Below are 18,101 nucleotides of genomic sequence, written 5' to 3' on the forward strand. Positions count from 1 at the left end.
AAGGCTTCTTAAAATAAACATAACTAGTATTTTTTCATCCCCACTCTACCTCCACTCTCCCATCATCATACACATATATTCCGGACACATATTCTTCCAGCATTTCTCGTGTTAGCTTCTCATAGCCTAAATACTTCAACATCTGCTCCACCGGAACATTCTTTTTCATCAGGATGTCTTTCTCAGCGTTTATCAACTCAGCCAACTCCTGCACACGCTTCTGCAGTCGTTCTTTTTCTTCTTCCAGCTGCATCTTTGCTTCCATGAACTGTTTCTGGTTCATCTGTCCCTCGTGATACTTCTCATAGTTCTGTCGGTTCTGAATCTTTATCTGCTCCTGACGTTTTTCGCAGTCTGCACTTTCCATCTTATAGGCTTCTATACTGTCCTCATGCTGTTTTCTCATAGATTGCTGCATCTGTTCTTGGCTGATATTCTGACGTAAGTAAGCCTTTATTTCTGCCAGCACGATATACTCCAGCATTTTGTTATCCGCTTTCCCGGCAAAACATCCTGTATCTTCTTTTCCTTTACTGTAAGCACAGCTATAAAGGATATGACCATGAACCGGACTGCTTGAAGTCAAGCTTCTGCGACAATTTCCACACTTCACATAGCCACCTAACAGTGTTGTTTTCCTGTCGAATTTGCTTTTCTTGGTGTATCTGATCTGCAGGGACTGTGCTTTTTCAAAAACTTCTTTTGATACGATCGGCTCATGGTGATTTTCCATCACTTTCCACTGATTTCTCGGCACTGGTACTTCTTTCCCTGTTCCGGGATCTGGAATCTTTGTCTTTCCATAGACCATACAGCCTATATAGGTCTTATCATCCACAATCTTCCGTATCATATCACTCGTCCACTGCAATCCTCTTGATGCAGCTTTCTTGCTGTCTGATTTCTGTCGTCTGCTCATAGACTGCAAGGGAGTCAATACACCCTCTTCATTGAATAACTTACAAATCTCCATCTTGGAATATCGCTGATTGGTCAGTTCAAATACTCTGCGAATCACTTCCGCTTCGTCCTCTACAATCACCAGTTCTTTCTTATTTTCTGGATTGATTCGATACCCATAAGGTGCAGAACCACAACAATACTCACCTTTTCCCCGTCTGGTGCTGACTGCTGCCTTTACCTTTACAGACTGATCTTTCACATAGAAGTCTGCGATCAATCCTTTAAACTGTACTTCGATGTCTGAACTCTTTCCTTTATAATCTTTAGAATCATATCGGTCTGAAATAGAAATAAATCGTACTCCCAGGAATGGAAAAATCTGTTCCAGATAAGTTCCCATCTCAATATAGTTTCTGGCAAAACGTGAAAAATCTTTTACTACGATACACTGCACTTTATTCTCCCTGGCAAGTTCCAGAACCTGCTTAATTGCCGGACGTTCCATACTGGAACCAGAATATCCATCGTCGTAGAACTCCTGAAAGGGCATAGCCACCAGTTCAGGAATATTGGAAATATAATCTTTTACCAGTTTTCTCTGATTAATAATGCTGTTACTTTCTCCCTCTGAGTCATCTTCCATGGAAAGGCGGTAATATCCAATAATCAGTTTCTGATCACTCATGTTCTACCACCCCCTTAAACCCGAAGTTGATTTCCAGTTTGCCATCACCATATAGATACATACTTTCAATCAAGCCTTCTGCAAGTTCCGCATTGATTCTGGTTGTCCCATCCAGCTCCAGCAGGCTTCGTAAAAATCTGGCTTCTTCTTTCTGCTGTTTTTCCAGCTTTCGTATGGTCTGCTCTAAAGACTTCTTTCTCTCTTCGCAGAACTCTTTCCAGCTATTACGGTCATCTTTCATTTCTATATAGGCTTCTTTGGAAAGTTCACCCTCTTTATATTTCATAAATGCCTGTGCCAGTTTTTCTGAACGTCTTTCCATATCTATATTCAGTTTTCTGATCTCAGTTTGAATCTCATTGATTTTGGAAAGAAATACCGCACTGCTTATAGCAGACATATCCTTTTTCCGCAATCCAGATAACCGAAACTGTCTGGTCAGCTCCGAACGGACAATTTTCTGCAATTTCTCTTCGGAAATAGATTTGTGACTACATTTTCTTTCATCCCGATACCAGGCAGCATTGCAAAAGTAATACACATTGCCTCTGTATCTACGTGTACACATTTTCCGCTTACAATCACCACAATAGAATACATTGTAAAATGCTCTTTCATCATCTTCCCACCCTGCAGTAGTTTTTGTTGCTTTCTGTTGTGCTGCTTTTAGCCTGACCTGTGCTTTTTCAAACAGTTCTCGGCTGATAATCGGTTCATGGGCATTTGGCGTAATAATCCACTGGCTCTCGTCCAATATGTCACACCATTTTTCCCCTCTTTGAAATCTGGATTCGTATTTCCTCTGAACCAGATCACCATAATAATTATTTCGGTTCAGCACTGCACGTATCGAAGAATTCCCCCACTGATGAAGGTTCTCTCCATCCTGACAGTACACATGATGATATTGGTTATAATCTGAAATCCGATGTACCCTATCCTCAAACAGCCTGTCAATAATGCTCTGTATGCCATCTCCCGAAGCATATTCTTCAAAAATCCTGCGGACAATCTTTGCAGCTTCCGGTTCCACCATCAACTTATAAATTCCATTTATCTTTTCCACACAATATCCATATGGAGCTGTAGATCCCACATACTCACCATTTTTCTGTGCAATACGTTTCGCTGCCCGTTCTTTTGCGGAAATGTCTTTCGCATAAGCATCATTCACCAGATTCTTGATATTCATGGATAATTCCTGATTCTTGGCATCCGGTGCAAATGAATCATAGTTGTCACATACAGAAATAAACCGCACTTTCATAAAAGGAAGAATCTTTTCCAGATAGTTGCCAGTTTCGATATAATTTCTTCCAAATCGTGAGAAATCCTTTACCAGAATACAGTTTAGTTTACCTGCCCTGACATCATTCATCATCCGTTCAAATCCCGGTCTGTCAAAATTTGTTCCGGTTTTTCCCAAATCAGAATAAATATCATATACAGCAATCTCATACTCTTTGTCCGGATTTTCATTGTGCTTCTGAATGAATTCTTTTATCAGCGTAACCTGTGTTTCAATAGATTCTGACTTTTTTTCATCATTGTCTACGGATAATCTGGCATAAATTGCAGCCATACATACCGGAATACCAGGAATCTTCTTCTCTGTGTTTTTCTTATATCTTTTTGCTGTTCTTGCCATTTATCCCACCTCTTTCCTGCATTCTGTCCTGTGTTCCGCATAAAACCGTCTTATGACTTTCATCTTCTCAATCATATCCTGATAGCGGATGTGAATTTTAATTTGCTTGTTTTCATAAATATAGATTTTATCTACGGTCAGTGCCAGCAATGTGCGATCCAATTCTTTGATTTCCAGTGATTTCTTCCAGTCCTCCAACTGAACAGTTGCAGACACTCCACCCTCAAACATTTGCTTTACCAGCTTTTTCTGATTTTCAATCATCTGCTCCAGTTCTTCACATTTTCTTCCGTAACTTTCCCGAAAATCATCAAACTCCTCTTTGCTGATCAGTCCCTCTTTCAAGTCATCACCCAAAGATGCTTTCAGACTGTAATATCGGTTATATTCTTCCTGTAACTTACTAATCTGTGTATCATAACCAATTACCTGATCGTAGCTGACTTGCATCTCACAAAGTTCTTCCATAATCATCTGATAGTCTATAAAAAGTGCCGTATATGCCTGAATCTCTTTCAGCACAATTCTTTTCAGCACCTCTTCCGGAATACTATGTCTGGTGCAATCTCCACCTTTATTCTTTGTCTGGCAGATATAAAAGGATTTTTTCTTCCCCCTATACTGATTTACCCTGCGTATCATCGGTGTCTTGCAATCTCCGCAAAACACAAATCCCGAAAAAAAGTTTGCACTGTCTGATGTTTTCGATGCCCTGCCATCATATTGAAGCAGCTTCTGAACCACATCAAAATCATTCTGCCTGATAATTGCCGGATGCGTATTTTCTACTTTCACCCACTCTGATTCTGGCTTATCTAGGCGTTGCTTTACTTTATAGCTGATTCGTTCCTGCTTGCCCTGTACCATGTTTCCAATGTAAACCTCGTTGGTCAGAATCCTTTTGATCTGCACTGCCGACCATTTTGGTGTATCTGAACTATGGAATCCGGAATTGTAATTTTCACCATTTGCCTTTTTATATTCTTTTGGCGACTGCACATGACGTACATTCAGTTTTTCTGCGATTGCTCCAAGACTGAACCCATCAATTTTCCATGAAAATATTTTTCTTACAATATCCGCTGCATAAGAATCAATCACCAGACAGTTCTTATTCTCCGAATCTTTGCAGTAACCATACGGTGCAAATGCTCCAATAAATTCACCTTTCTCACGTTTGATTTTCTGATGGCTTCGCACTTTACCGGAAATGTCCCGGCAATAGCTTTCATTTACAAAATTTTTGATTGGAACTACAAATGACTTCTCTGAAAAATCTGCTGTTTTACTGTCAAACTGGTCTGTAACTGAAATAAAACGCACATTTAAAGCCGGGTAGGTCTTTTCGATCCATCGCCCGGCTTCTATATATTCTCTTCCGAATCTGGATAAGTCTTTTACAATCACACAGTTTACTTTTCCAGCTTCTATATCAGTTGTCATTCGTTTAAACTCAGGTCGGTCAAAATTTCCTCCTGAGTATCCGTCATCCACATATATATCAAAGATCTGAATATCCGGCTGGCTTTTTACAAAGCTCCGAAGTAACTCTCTCTGATTTGCAATGCTGTTGCTCTCTGACTTCGCACCGCCCTCTTCCATATCATCTTTCGATAATCGAAGATACAATGCAGCATCGTATATATCTGGCATATTCATTTGCATCTGTTCCATTTTACATCGCTCCCAACTTACTTATTCCATTGAATTTGAAGTCAGAAACCATGTATCACGTTCATTTTCCCTGACCTCACATTAACATAACATCTGTAGCTTCGCAAGATATTTTTTCAAGACTTGCATCTAATACATCAACTCCGTTCTTTTTCTAAGATAATCACTAATGGCATCTGTGGCATCCATTTCTCCGGTCATTTCCACGACCACCACATACCCTTCATTCATGTGAGCATACGGTTGATCGCCGGATTTATCCAGAAAAGTTTCCACTTTCTCAGAAATAGCTTTATCCATATCAGGAATTAAATCTTCAATGTCCTTTAACTGCTCCAGATCAACACTGGAATCTATTACTGACTGATTCACCATGATGCTCACCTCTTTTCCAACATATTCTTTGTATAAGTCGTCCTATACCTACAATTTTCTCAACCGCATCACCTTAACTTTCTTCCTCTTTTCTCCAGTTATCCAGATATCTATAGCATTTTGTATTCTGTTCAGCGTATTGGCTTCCATTCGTATAATCTGTTGTCAGCGTTACTTCCAACCTCTATCAGAATATTTCTGAATGCTGGCAGCTTCTTCGCAAACTTACCAGCCGTTTCCGGAGTATCTTCGACGCTCGCCCGTAAAATCATTTACAGGGTTATGGCATCTGTGGAATCAGATTATACAGCTCATGTAATTTTCAAGGTACAAAAGAGATTTTTTTGAATACCCTTTCACTTATTACAGCCTGGAAACACCAAAATGTTGTTCTCTTCAAAAAAATCCTCTCACTAATAAAGCCTGACAGAAGGATTTTACCAACCTCATTTTGCAATAATTTACAAAAAAATATTTATCCTTATCTGTACATTCGCTTTCATGCGAACCTTTATTGTACTGTCATTTTAATTCGCTTTTATGCGAATGTCAAGTATTTTGTTCGCTTCAATGCGAATCTTTCTGTTTACATTCCTTGTTTTTGGTAGTAAAATGGCTTTATCAAAAAGAAAGTTGGAAATCTGATATGACAATCGGTGATAAAATAAAAAAAATCCGGACATTCCGGAATATGACACAGGCAGAACTTGGTGCTGCCCTCGGCTGGGGCGATAAAGGTGCAAACCGCCTTGCCCAATACGAAACGAATTACCGGGTTCCCCGCAAAGATCTGGTAAGTGAAATGGCTAAGATTCTGGACGTAAACCCACTGACACTACATGAGCCAACCACGATGGACGCCTCTGAACTGATGGAAATTCTGTTCTGGATTGATGAATTTAACCCAGCAGCTATCAATCTCTTTCAATTAGAAACTTATCCGGGTGAAAAATGCAATTCTAATGAGGATACTGCTGTCCGTTATCATGATTCTGATAGCTGGCCAGCTCATCCACCTGTCGGCATGTGGTTTAATTATGGGGTTCTGAATGAATTTATGAAAGAATGGGTTCTCAGAAAAGAAGAACTGAGATCTGGTGAGATTACCAGAGATGAATATTTTGAATGGAAAATCAACTGGCCACAGACCTGTGACGGGTGTGGGAAATATGAACCTAAGAAAAAATGGCGAATATAGCAAATACAATGCTCTCCAAAACTGGAAAATATTCCAATAATGGGGAGCTATTCTTTTTTTAATCTAATGCTCTTCTACTATATGTATTCTTCACAGCATATTCCCGTCTATTTGGATATTCTTTAGCAACTACTTCACTGCCAATCTGAATATATGATAAGCGCTTAATTTTTAGGTATGATAGAAAAAATCCCCGACTACTTTTCAGCAGCCAGAGCCCCTTGACAATTCACATATGATTGATTTGATTCGTTTGCACGACGTTCGATTTCAGCTTTGACAATTTCGTTCCATGGAGCCAGAAGTTCTTAATTTATCATCGCTCATCCTATCATTATCGTGCTGATTTGCACAAAGAAATAACCTTGTTATGCCGGTTGACAGGTTGGATTACGCTGATTTTTGAAAACTTTATATGGTATATTTTAATGAATTGTAGGATTACTTTATTGACATTTCTGACACTATCATATACACTGTACATATCGTATAAGTACGCATATATCGGAAGGTGGTGAGAGGAAATTAGAATGGAAATTATCATAAGTAATAGTAGTGATAAACCTATTTATGAACAAATTGCTATGCAGATCAAGAGTTTAATCATGAATGGTACCCTATTTGCCGGAGAAGCCCTGCCTTCCATGCGTGCACTGGCAAAAGACCTGCATATAAGTGTTATTACTGTTCAACGAGCTTACGAAGATTTAACTCGAGATGGGTTTATCGAAACCGTATCGGGAAAAGGTAGTTTTGTTGCATCACCAAATAAAGAATTTATTCAAGAAGAACAACTACGAATAGCGGAAGAACTTTTAGAAAAGGTTGCTATAATCGGTCGTACCCATGGTATCAGCTATGAGCAAATGGCTAATATTCTAAAACTATTTTTTGAAGAATGAGAGGTGGAATTATGGAACAGAACAGTATTGTTGTAAAAAATGTGACTAAAAAATTTGATGATTTTATGTTAGATCATATTTCATTTACAGTTCCTACAGGACGTATTGTGGGTTTCATAGGAGAAAATGGTGCTGGAAAAAGTACAACTATCAATTTAATTTTAGACCAGTTGAAGTTGGATGCGGGTGAAATAAGAATATTGGGTAAACAAAATCATTCTTATTTGCATAAAGAAAACATTGGTGTTGTTTTTGACGAATGTAAATTCCATTCCGTCTTAAATGCAAAAGATATTGCCCAAATCCTTTCGGGATCTTATAAAACATGGGATATGAATTTGTTTGAAGAATATATGAAACGCCTTGATGTTCCATTAAATAAATCAATAGGGCAACTTTCAAAAGGTATGAAGATGAAATTGTCAATTATTTGTGCACTATCGCATAGACCCCAGATTTTGATTTTAGACGAAGCAACAACAGGGTTAGATCCTGTTGTACGAGATGAAATTTTGGACATTTTTTTAGAATTTATTCAAGATGAAGAACACTCTATTTTGTTCTCTACACATATAACCTCTGACATACAAAAGGTTGCTGACTATGTAATTCTGATTCATAATGGAAAAATTATTTTTGAGGAAAAGAAAGATGACCTCATTTATAATTATGGAATTATACGCTGTAAAAAATCAGAATTTAATACTGTTTCACCAGATGACTATGTATGTTGTCGAGAAACAAATCTTAGCGTGGAATGCTTAATACATGACAAAGTAGCTGCAAAAAAAAGATACCAAAATCTAATTATTGATAATGCTTCTATTGAGGACATTATGCTGTTCTATATCAAAGGAGGTGTCAAATGAAAGGATTGGTTTTTAAGGATTTATTGCTTATGAAGAAAATGAATAAAAAAGTCATTTTTGTAATGTATTTTTTTGTAATAGCAATTTCATTCTTCGGAGAGAATGAAGTTTACTCAATTATGTCATCGGCTTTTTTTTCACTTTTTATCGGTATGCACTTAATGATGACCATGACCTATGATGGATTGACTTCATGGAAACAATATGAATTAACCTTGCCGCTGAGTAAGTACCAAATCATTTTCAGTAAGTATTTGACTAGCTTGCTTCTTGTTCCGATTAGTATAATGGGTACAGTTATCATTTATATCATTCGTTATGTGGTTTATCATAATTTTACGCTTAGCCAGTTTGGTTTTTCTATCGCCATTGCAATAGCATTACCTGTTTTATGGTGTTCTATATGTTTAGCAATAGCACAGTGGTTTGGCTATATGAGTGTTCAGTATGTGAGAATGATTTGCACACTTCTCGTTATCTTTTTCGTAAGCAAAATATCAAAAGATATGAAATACGTTACTCAAAATTTGGTTAAAAATTCTATGTTGATTGCTATTTTTGTTTTGGGTATAGTAGTTGCATCGTATTTTGTTAGTGTTATAGGATATTCAAGGAAAAAATAAAAAGTAGAGGCTCAAATAAAAGTAAGTGTCGAGTGGGTGCATTTCCCTGTCTACGGAAATAAAACACGCGACAAAATCTGAGAAAATGAGCCAGTAAAAAAATTTTCCACTCTTTTGTCGAAGTGCAAAAGCGAATGCCTAATCGACATTGAACAATTCCATATAACTGCTATTAAAACGCCAGACGCACAGCCGCAGAGCCGATAATACACAGTTCTTGAACTGTGGTTATCGGCTTTTGTATTTTCCTAATCATAGTGATTATCAGCATACAGGCTTTTCTCTTCAAACTTCTTTTGAAAATATATTTTAAGCAACATGATTCCCACATTGATAAATCCAAATGTCAAAATCAAATTCACTGGCAGATATTCTCTAATTACATCTCCAAGTACTGCTATCCCCGAAAGACTTCCGATTAAAAACATCTGTGAAATTTTATCCCACATTTTTTTGTATTTCTTTATTATTTCCATAATTATCGCCATTATAATTACCACTATGAGAAGGACAGCTACGATTGCCAGAATTCTGATAACCCATGCTTCTCCACATGTATATGCTATTTTCTGGTTAAATCCGTTATCATAGGTTGGATGTGCCAACCATTCACAAAATTGAAAATACCACATGAATGGAGTCCTGAAAAAATCTATGAAATCATTTTGAAAAGCACCGTTCTGTATAATTGCAAACAGGATTACCGTAATGTATCCCATTCCCCAAAAATATTCCGTATCCCTCATTTTTTCGGTTCTGGCTTTTACTTCTTTTTTCGCTTTACGGATTTCCAGCTCTGCCCGTTTCTTTTCGTTACGGGCCTTTGTTTCTGCCTGTTCCATCTTTTTCTCTGCTTCTTTCTGTTTCTTCTGTGCTTCATCTACTGCTTCAACAGATGATTTATTCACCTGTATCTGAAGTTTAGAGTTCTGGTCCCGAACGTCTCTTATTTCTTCTTCGAGCTGCTCTTGCTCGCTCCTGCTCTTCAAACCATTCCTGTTCCTCAGATCGTCGTTGCTCTGCTGAAGCGATTGATTCAGCTTCTGCGTTTCGGACAGTTCTGTTGTTAGACGCTGAATTTCTACGGTTGATTTCCGAACTTCTTCTCGCAATCTCTGCCTGTCGGATAAGATCGTCTGTTTCTCTTCTTCCAGTGTCTGGATCTGCTTTTTCTGTGTTCGCATGAACGCTTTCGCTTTCTCGAAACTCTGTACGAGAATATCCCTCTCCACTTTGAGTTTGATCGGCGATTCCTCTGGCGTCTTTGATGGCTGCTTCAAGCTCTCTGTAATAGTTTCTGAGTTCTTCGTCTGCTCTGCTGTCTCTGTCGGCTGCAACTCTGGATTTTTCCCTATTTCCATTAAATTCATTCTCTAGTCCCTCCTTGCTGATATCCAAATGAAATGTTTTTGACAGATTGCTGTCTCGCACCTTCTTCCCATCCTGATTCTGAAATGTGATGTGCTTCCGTTTATCTGTCCAGTTTACGTTCCATCCAAACTGTTTCATTTTTTCTATAAACTTTTCTTTGCTGATACAATTTTCCAGTGCCTTTAATACCGCCATTGCACAGTCCGCTGCAAAACTGTCCTTTACCTGTTGACGGAACAGGTTATATTTATCTTTGCTCCACGCAATGACTTCCCCTTTTTCAATCTGGCATCCATCAAAGTGCTTTCCTTTCTCGGCAACTGTCAGTCCACGTTCCCGGCACATCTGGTTGGTAAGCTGTTTCATACGTTCCAGATCTTTTCTGGTATTATGCAGCTTTCTCCCATCTTCATAACTCACTGAATTAGTCACCAGATGGCAGTGGATATGGTCTTTATCCTTATGCACAGCCACTAAAGTCTGGAATCCACTGAACCAATTTTCTGCAAACTCTTTTCCAAATTCTAATGCCTGCTCCGGAGTAATCTGCTCGTCTTTATGCCAGGAAATAATGTTGTGAGCGTACATTCTCCCAGAATCTTTATCCCACATCTTCTTTTCTTCCAGAAAGGTTCTGTACACCAGATCATAATTAATCTCGTCATGACAGTACGGGCCTGTTACACAGGTAAATAATTCGTTGGTCTTGTCCTGTCGCAAAACATATTCGATGCAGTTTCTCATTGCTCCATGTGTATTTGTCCGCTTATTAATCGTCTTATTAATAGCCATATCTTTTCACTCTCCTTCCGGTACTTAAGAATATTTTTATTGAGGAAATACAGCGTACTGTCATTTGGAACTTCTCCATCTGTATGCAGCTTTCTTGCAATCTGATTGATATTTGTAGTAGCTCCCCGGAGCTGACTGATAATATCTGCAAACATCTGGTTCAATCTTTTTAGTTCTTCCACTTCCGCTGTAGAAGCTATCTTCAAATCTGCGATTGCTTTTATTACAACTTCCTGTTGTGTTCTTCCAGATTCCTTTACTTTGCTTTGAAGTAGCTCATATTCTGCTTTATTCATTCGTATGGTTACTGTATGATTTCGTTTTCTCATAGGCTTTTGTCTCCTTTCTTTGCCTGATTTTTCATTCTTTATTAACAGACACAACGTTTTAGTGTATATTGGCAGGAGATTTATAAGAGAGTGCAACGCTCTCTTATACAGGTGCAGGGTGCATGACGTCCAGTGGACGTCAGCTTTGCACCGACCGGAGCGGTAGCGGAGACAAGTCCTAGTCAATCAGTAAGTATTCCGTAGGAATGTCCGGTGGACATTTCGCAGGAATACTTACGCTATTGACGTGCCGGGGTTCCAAGGGGCGGAGCCCTCTGGCAAGTTTAGGAACAGCCCAAAGGCTGTCTCCGGTGCAGAGTGGCTTGCCACTTTGCGAAACTTGCCTGTCATCTCCCCACCACTGAACCGATACCAGCCAAGCAACATTTCCCCCACTGCATTATCAACCCTAAATGTAGATGACGGTGGTTTTGTGGTGCAGGAACAGACTGTGGAAGAAATAGAAAAGCTCCCATTTCGATAGATTTTCTCTTTCTGAAACAGGCTGTTCATGCATCACTCCGATGCGAAGTATCGGACAATCATGTGCCGTATCCGGCACTCTATTCTTTTCTTCGCCTTGCTTGTTCCATCCACCCATCTGCCAGCGCTTTTCTGTTATATTTTCCTGTTATTTCTGTCTTTCTTTTTCTGGATCTCTTTCCATTTCTGCTAAAAGACATAAAAATAGCAGTCATAAACATTTCTCCAATTCATAATGTCTGAAATGCCATCACTGCCATTGTCTTTTTCTGCTATTCTGTTTTTGTAAAGCTATTCCTTACTGTCAGTCTATTTTCCTGTTACTGCTATTTCATAACCATCTAAAAACTGTCCGCAAAATCCAGTGCTGCATCCATATCAGCTTCTTTCTCCCAGTCCAGATTATCTTCTGCGATCTCTCCATCCGTTTTCTCCATTGTTAGTGTTCTGTCCAGCAGATTAATTTCTCCTACCGATTCTTTTACAAACGGTACAAGCATTTCCATCAGATTCTTCGCTATAGCCATCGGAACGGATTCTTTCACTCCATCCCGGACAGCTGTTTCCACTCTTTCCAAAAACGCATCTTCCTTTTCTCTGGTTTCCAGATACGGATCTGCTTCATTCCTGTACTCTCTAGAAAAATAATCATTCAAAGCTACTACAACTGCTCTGGTGTACGATTTATATTTTTCCCTGTCCATCGTCTGCAAATATTCCCATGCCTGCCTGTCCTGTTCATCACAAAGGTTCAAACGGATATTTGTGTTGATGATTTTCCGTTCTTTTCTCATACAAGCATCCCTCCGTTTCTCTGGATTTTCCTTACGGTCATTACTTCATAGCCTTTCGCTGTGGCACAGATGTCCCGTACAATTGTCACCCGGCTCTTGTCATATTCTCCATAATTCTGGATCATACAACCGCCACCGCCGACCACATACAGACGCATCAGTTCTGGATTGTATTCCCGTTCCCTCAGCTTATGGAAAATTTCTTTCGTATAATCTCCGGCAGCTTTACGAATGACTGTCAGATATTTCTCACCAATATCTGCTGTCCCGGTACGGATCACCTGCTCAATCACCAGATCATCCACCACTGTTCCCAGTTCTTTCAACAAAGATTCCCTGACTGCAAGCACACACTGGTGCGTTCCATATTTCTCTGTAAAGCATTTCTTCTCTAATGGACGGGAATTATTGATATACATGATGTTCATAGTCCCGTTTCCAATATCCACAAGCATGTTGATTCCTTTGAAATCCTGTAAACGGTAAAAGGCTGCTGCAAATCCCTGTGGGTAAATATCAGCTCCTGCAAACTCCACATGATATTCTTTATTGCGGAATGTAAAATCCACACATTCATTCTGGAGAAGATATTTCTGGAAATCTTCTTTCTGTGTAGCTACCCAGGTAAGTGGAAGTCCGGCTGCAATGTGTACCTTTGCCCGATTCATACCTTTCCCATCCAGTTCCCTTGCGACAGCTACCAGTGTCAGCACATAATAGTCCTCGTCCTGCGTTTTCTCTGCACAGAACTCCTTGTGTTCCTCTCCGATCTGGTAATACATGCCATTGTAAACAAGAAGATTATTCTGGAAGATTGGCTCCTTGTCATATCTGGCTACACCGGCTGGAAAGCATCTGGTGGCTGTTTTCATGTTTCCATACCCATGATCAATCCCGATCACCATAACTGTCTCATTATTGTTGTTTTTCATCATTCTCATAATCATACCTCACACTTTCTTAATTTTTATTTTTTTACTTTTTCCCAAATTCGGGAAAAACCTATATTTGTATCAGCTAGAACATTGATACATGAAAAAGGGGCAGTCAGTGTAAAAAAAGCAAAATTTTATGTACTCTGGCAGCTATCTTTGTTATTTCTCCTGCTCCGGTAACATTTCTTTTTGCTTATTTTGCCCTAAATGCCCTTAATTCCCTGATTCATATTTAACTGTAACTGTTTATAATCTGTATCTGTTTCTTCAAAAGGTATTCTTTCTTCTGGATCTACAGGACAAAAATCTTCTTCCTTAACTGCAATATCCTGATAATAAAACTCACCATTGTACTGCTTCAGAAGGAAACCTTTATCTGTCATGTTCCTGAAAAAGTTGGATTTACCATGCCCCTGTCGGCCATTCTCTTTGCAGTATTCCTCATACATATGGAACACTTCACTTCGTTTCAGACGTTTTCCTTTGGCATGCACCAATGACTCATCAATAAAAGCACAGATACTATCTGACGTCCGTTGCACTTCTCTTACACATTCTTTGCTGTGTTCGCTCTCCGTGAACTTTCCCTGTTCGTACAGATTTTTCAATGCAATCATCGCCATATGAATTGCATAATCGGATTCTGCCTGTACCTTTTCCTTTAAGTGCAGATCTTTTTCACCACTTTTTACTACCCGGTTCATATCAAGAATCAGTAGTCTGCGATAAAAAGCATCCGACTTATCCTCAAGATTCTGCGGCATTTCATTGGTAGAAAAGAGTAACTTTGCATAAGAGTGAAAATGGATTGCATCCTGTCCCTTTTTCTCATAGATCAGTGTATCTTCACCGACTGCTTTCTTTAATACATCTGTGTTCTCCATTGCTTTACATGGAATATCCGCACAGGCATTTAGTAGCTTTCCGTACATTCCAGTCGCATAGAATCGTTTGTTCAAATCCTGTAAAGAAATGCTGGACATATTGGTGATTCCAACCACATACTGGATCAGTGATACTGCCACAGACTTTCCGGTTCCACCATTTCCTTTCAGTGTAAGGAATTTCTGAAACTGCGTATCCTGTGTCATGCAGTATCCAAAATACTCCCAGAATGTCTGCTGTTCTTCTTTATTTGGAAGAGACGATGCAAGATACTTTTTGATATTTTCTCCACCTTGTAACACCTGCTCACAATCCTCTGGATAATAGGGAAATGGAATCTGATTGATTGTCAGATAATCCGGATTGTGTTCCAGCATTTCACCCGTAACCGGATCATAATATCCATTTTTGAAGTTGATCCACCTCACAGGTTGTTTATTTAGTTCATATGCCTCTCGGTGAACTTTTGGCTGTGCGATCAGCAGATTATAGATTCTTTTGATCACTCCACTCTGTACCTGGTCACGATAGATCAGCTTCTGGATACGGTATTTCATTCTTACCCCATCATGGTCTTCCAGGAAAACACCATGCTCATAATAATACGGTGTGATTCCCACCACAAAAAACTGAACATTCTCCACCAGGTAATCTACAATCTCCATATCCCGGACACCTTTCACATTTCCTTTTGCATCAAATAAGTGAAAACGGCTCAGTTCCGGTTCTTCTTTCGGATCTCGCTCAAACCGAAGAATATACTTTTCCAGTAATTTCTCAACTTCTTTCTGATTATCCAGTTTGCCAAGGTACTCCTTCTCTTTGAACAACTGCCAGCCCGCTTTTCCATCAAGACCAGCGTCTTTGAAAAATGTCTGTAACTTATCATTCATCCACTTCACCGTACAGGCAGTCACATAATGATAGGCACTCTGACAGCTTCCAGTAAACTGAATAGATCTCATTTCCTCTATAAAAGAATCTGCACTGAAATAATATCCATCATCTTCCTGCACCAGACAAAGTGCCTGATAACCTGACATCACAATATTCAATGCGATATCCTGATTGTCCACCAGAAAAATATAGGTCTGTGCTGTCCCTTCCGGATTGGTTTCCATATAATGCTTCAAAAACTTCTTGTTCAAACTTATCACTTCCTTTCAGACAAAGAAAAAGACGCAAGCCATATTTTATGACTCACGCCTTACTTCACTCACAATATTCTATTTTTATCAGTTACCTGCCAGATTGGTTACTGGCAATTCTTATGCATAAATCAATTCTTTCAAGATAATCTCCTCTGCAATCGCTCTGTGCTGATTAGCTGCTCTTACCCATGCCATCTGATCTTTCTCCTTATCTGGCAGTGGTTATTTTTCTTCCAACTGCTCCAAGATTACTTCTTCCCGTTCTCTTGCTGCCTTGTCCACTTCCAGAAGATGCTCGCCAATCGTATCCTGTAAAAGCATCACCTGATACGTTGAGTTTCGATGGTTCTTCAGATAATCTCTGCGAAGAAATCCATATTTGCCAAGTCGCTCCATCTGCTCACCGGATTTATAGGTGAGATTCGGAATCAGGTATCCATTTACATTTGTATAAGTCAGTTTCATATCCATATGACCTCTCTTTCGTTTAAACTGTTGTCTGTAACAGAACCAACTGTTCATGTTACGTCATTGCTACAAATCTTTCTTTCCATATCATTTTGAATCCAACCCGGGCAGATTTTCTTCAAAATCATGGTGAAAGTGCTTCGTTTCTGTGTTGGGAAAATGAACGGAAACACTTGATTTTACTGACTTTCTTCAATGTAACCTTATTATAACGTCCTCCCCCCACCCGATTAAGTCATTTGGCAACTTTTCCGATCCTTGCAAGGCTTTTGCACCACGACGGAGATAGGCTTTTAGTTTTTCGCCATAGAGGTAGGGATCTTTTCGGCGGGTGATTCCCCATTCCATAAGGAGGGCGGCTGCACCGGTAACGAAAGGCGTGGAAAAGGAAGTGCCAGTGAAGGATGCATAGCCTCCACCAGAGCGGGGAGCATAGATATCAACACCGGGAGCGACAAGGTCGGGTTTTGGATAGGGGAGGGCACGACAGCCGCGGCCAGAGAAATCAGCATAGGTATTTTGACGGGCGTCGTAGGCGCCGACGCTGATCACGCGTCTGGCAGTGGCAGGGATTGTAAGGGTTCCCTGAGGACGTGGAAGATAGAAGGCTGTGCCTGGGTTTAGCGTTTTGCCACCTGGAAGCCACAGGAAATATTCCCCGTTTTTTATATTTCTTGCTGCTAAGATTATTTTCCACACACCGCTGTCTACATAGGGGGTTTTCTCATCCTGCGGCAGAAAATCCACATAAATCTCCTGCGTCACATGATACGGTGCCGGTTTTCCATAATAAATCAGAAGTTCCGTATTTCCCGCCTGCCAACGCTGGGCGCCCAGTGTTTCAAAAAGGGGGCCAACACGCTCCCCGGCTGGATTTTCCAGATAGATTTCCATCTCATCTTCGTAATTTTTCCAAAGCTGCACATTCAAGGTTGGCTCAAAGGCACCAACCCCAAGTTCAATTTCCTGGATTTCACCTGGCGAAAGCTTTCCTCCGGTATGCAGAGCATCATTTCCATTGTTGCCCATTCCTACACAAATCACATTTTTCCCCATACCGGACACATTGTCCAGATAAGTTTCCAGCAGAGAATCGCCTCTGTGTGAGCCATAATTATTTCCAAAGCTTAAATTGAGCGCGATTGGTCTTCCAAGCCGTATAGCCTGCCGAACCAGATAATCTACACCTTGCATCAGCTCTGTAGTTCTTGGAAAAGAGTCCTGTCTTGGAATACCCATTTTCACAACCAGAAGGTCACTTTCATATGCCACACCCCGGTTCACTGCCCCACGGGAAAAATCGCTGCCAGCTGCCACTCCAAGCACAGCGGTTCCATGACCGCTTCCATCTTCAGACGGAACAAGGCGCCGCCCCTCCTGCACAGAGAGGGACAACGCCTCATTGATTTCCTCATTGGTATATTCAGTTCCTGTTGCATAGCCCTCCGGGGGATTACCGGGAATGCTCTGATCCCACAAACGCAGAATCCTGGACTTTCCATCTGCTGTAAGAAATGCAGGATGCCTGTAATCCACCCCGGAATCCACAATTCCGATCAACACGCCGCGCCCTGTCAGCTGCAGATTCCCCGGTTCATCGCGCTGTACCTGGGTAATACAGCTTGCCTCTTTTGAAAAAAGATCTTCAAAATACAGACGGGTGGGCTTTTCTATAAATTCTATCTGGGGACGTCGGGAATATTCTTCCAGCATACTTTCAGGAAGCGTCACAATGGCATACCCGCCAAGGAGAGGAACCACGGAAATTCCGGATCCACCAAGCAACGCCTCAACAGAATCACCCATTTCACTATACTTCACAATAATTTCCCACTTTCGTGTCTGCTTCTCATACCCCACATTCAGATTTCGGGATTTCTCTCTTTCCTCTTCTGTGGCATCCAGCGCAAGGTTCAAAAGATTATCCAGCTTCTGATCTGGCATATTTCCTCCATTTTGCAGCATATGCATACTCAGAATATACTTATCTTTAATTTACGCCAACCCGTTTTAAAT

At 40.2% G+C, this 18,101-nt stretch carries 15 protein-coding genes and 2 pseudogenes; 5 read left to right on the forward strand and 12 right to left on the reverse strand.

Annotated elements, in window-relative coordinates; genetic code table 11:
* Window positions 1-34: 34 nt before the first annotated feature.
* The 4 genes from ACESTK_RS09875 to ACESTK_RS09890 all read right to left on the reverse strand — a co-directional run bounded on the left by ACESTK_RS09875 (window position 35) and on the right by ACESTK_RS09890 (window position 5,285).
* On the reverse strand, window positions 35-1,588 hold the full coding sequence (locus ACESTK_RS09875; protein ID WP_373119657.1) for a recombinase family protein: 1,554 nt from the start codon (window positions 1,586-1,588) through the stop codon (window positions 35-37).
* On the reverse strand, window positions 1,581-3,236 hold the full coding sequence (locus tag ACESTK_RS09880) for a recombinase family protein (RefSeq protein WP_270424944.1): 1,656 nt from the start codon (window positions 3,234-3,236) through the stop codon (window positions 1,581-1,583). The genes ACESTK_RS09875 and ACESTK_RS09880 overlap by 8 nt, the downstream gene beginning before the upstream one ends.
* The gene (locus tag ACESTK_RS09885; protein ID WP_270424948.1) at window positions 3,237-4,910 is read right to left on the reverse strand and encodes a recombinase family protein; all 1,674 of its coding nucleotides are present in this window, start codon (window positions 4,908-4,910) and stop codon (window positions 3,237-3,239) included. It lies immediately after the preceding gene.
* 129 nt (window positions 4,911-5,039) lie between these two features.
* Window positions 5,040-5,285: a DUF6870 family protein gene (locus ACESTK_RS09890; RefSeq protein ID WP_008369874.1), complete on the reverse strand. Its 246-nt coding sequence runs from the start codon at window positions 5,283-5,285 to the stop codon at window positions 5,040-5,042.
* A gap of 646 nt (window positions 5,286-5,931) precedes the next feature.
* Between ACESTK_RS09890 and ACESTK_RS09895 the strand changes: the two genes are divergently transcribed.
* The 5 genes and pseudogenes from ACESTK_RS09895 to ACESTK_RS09915 all read left to right on the forward strand — a co-directional run.
* On the forward strand, window positions 5,932-6,483 hold the full coding sequence (locus ACESTK_RS09895) for a helix-turn-helix domain-containing protein (RefSeq protein ID WP_270424950.1): 552 nt from the start codon (window positions 5,932-5,934) through the stop codon (window positions 6,481-6,483).
* A 530-nt stretch (window positions 6,484-7,013) separates the two neighbouring features.
* A complete protein-coding gene (locus ACESTK_RS09900; RefSeq protein ID WP_015541858.1) occupies window positions 7,014-7,385 on the forward strand; it encodes a GntR family transcriptional regulator in 372 nt (123 codons plus the stop codon).
* An 11-nt stretch (window positions 7,386-7,396) separates the two neighbouring features.
* Entirely contained in the window at window positions 7,397-8,254 is an 858-nt protein-coding gene (locus ACESTK_RS09905) for an ABC transporter ATP-binding protein (RefSeq protein ID WP_016286642.1), read from the forward strand.
* A complete protein-coding gene (locus ACESTK_RS09910; RefSeq protein WP_015541856.1) occupies window positions 8,251-8,877 on the forward strand; it encodes an ABC-2 transporter permease in 627 nt (208 codons plus the stop codon). Before ACESTK_RS09905 ends, ACESTK_RS09910 begins: the two co-directional genes overlap by 4 nt.
* A 108-nt stretch (window positions 8,878-8,985) precedes the next feature.
* Window positions 8,986-9,084 (forward strand): annotated as a pseudogene (locus ACESTK_RS09915) (cysteine-rich KTR domain-containing protein); the annotation flags it as partial.
* Between the two features lie 41 nt (window positions 9,085-9,125).
* On the opposite strand, the gene ACESTK_RS09920 reads toward ACESTK_RS09915, so the two are convergent.
* The 8 genes and pseudogenes from ACESTK_RS09920 to ACESTK_RS09955 form a co-directional block, all read right to left on the reverse strand.
* Window positions 9,126-9,866, reverse strand: a complete 741-nt coding sequence (locus ACESTK_RS09920) for a DUF6040 family protein (RefSeq protein ID WP_270424952.1) — start codon at window positions 9,864-9,866, stop codon at window positions 9,126-9,128.
* Window positions 9,799-11,040, reverse strand: coding sequence for a relaxase/mobilization nuclease domain-containing protein (locus ACESTK_RS09925; RefSeq protein ID WP_270424954.1), 1,242 nt, complete (start codon window positions 11,038-11,040; stop codon window positions 9,799-9,801). Before ACESTK_RS09925 ends, ACESTK_RS09920 begins: the two co-directional genes overlap by 68 nt.
* Window positions 10,989-11,369, reverse strand: a complete 381-nt coding sequence (gene mobC, locus ACESTK_RS09930; RefSeq protein ID WP_118392775.1) for a plasmid mobilization relaxosome protein MobC — start codon at window positions 11,367-11,369, stop codon at window positions 10,989-10,991. The genes ACESTK_RS09925 and mobC overlap by 52 nt, the downstream gene beginning before the upstream one ends.
* Window positions 11,370-12,193: 824 nt before the next feature.
* Window positions 12,194-12,646 carry a hypothetical protein gene (locus ACESTK_RS09935; protein WP_118580433.1) on the reverse strand — a complete coding sequence of 151 codons (453 nt, stop codon included), beginning with the start codon at window positions 12,644-12,646 and terminating at the stop codon, window positions 12,194-12,196.
* Window positions 12,643-13,587, reverse strand: a complete 945-nt coding sequence (locus ACESTK_RS09940; protein ID WP_182438266.1) for a ParM/StbA family protein — start codon at window positions 13,585-13,587, stop codon at window positions 12,643-12,645. Before ACESTK_RS09940 ends, ACESTK_RS09935 begins: the two co-directional genes overlap by 4 nt.
* 197 nt (window positions 13,588-13,784) lie before the next feature.
* On the reverse strand, window positions 13,785-15,614 hold the full coding sequence (locus ACESTK_RS09945) for a DNA primase family protein (RefSeq protein WP_302471791.1): 1,830 nt from the start codon (window positions 15,612-15,614) through the stop codon (window positions 13,785-13,787).
* A gap of 120 nt (window positions 15,615-15,734) precedes the next feature.
* Window positions 15,735-16,139 (reverse strand): annotated as a pseudogene (locus ACESTK_RS09950) (TnpV protein).
* A gap of 138 nt (window positions 16,140-16,277) precedes the next feature.
* Entirely contained in the window at window positions 16,278-18,029 is a 1,752-nt protein-coding gene (locus ACESTK_RS09955) for a S8 family peptidase (RefSeq protein WP_373119660.1), read from the reverse strand.
* Window positions 18,030-18,101 lie beyond the last annotated feature (72 nt).

This window comes from Ruminococcus sp. Marseille-P328, from assembly GCF_964249465.1.
GTDB classification, from domain to species: domain Bacteria; phylum Bacillota; class Clostridia; order Lachnospirales; family Lachnospiraceae; genus Blautia_A; species Blautia_A faecis.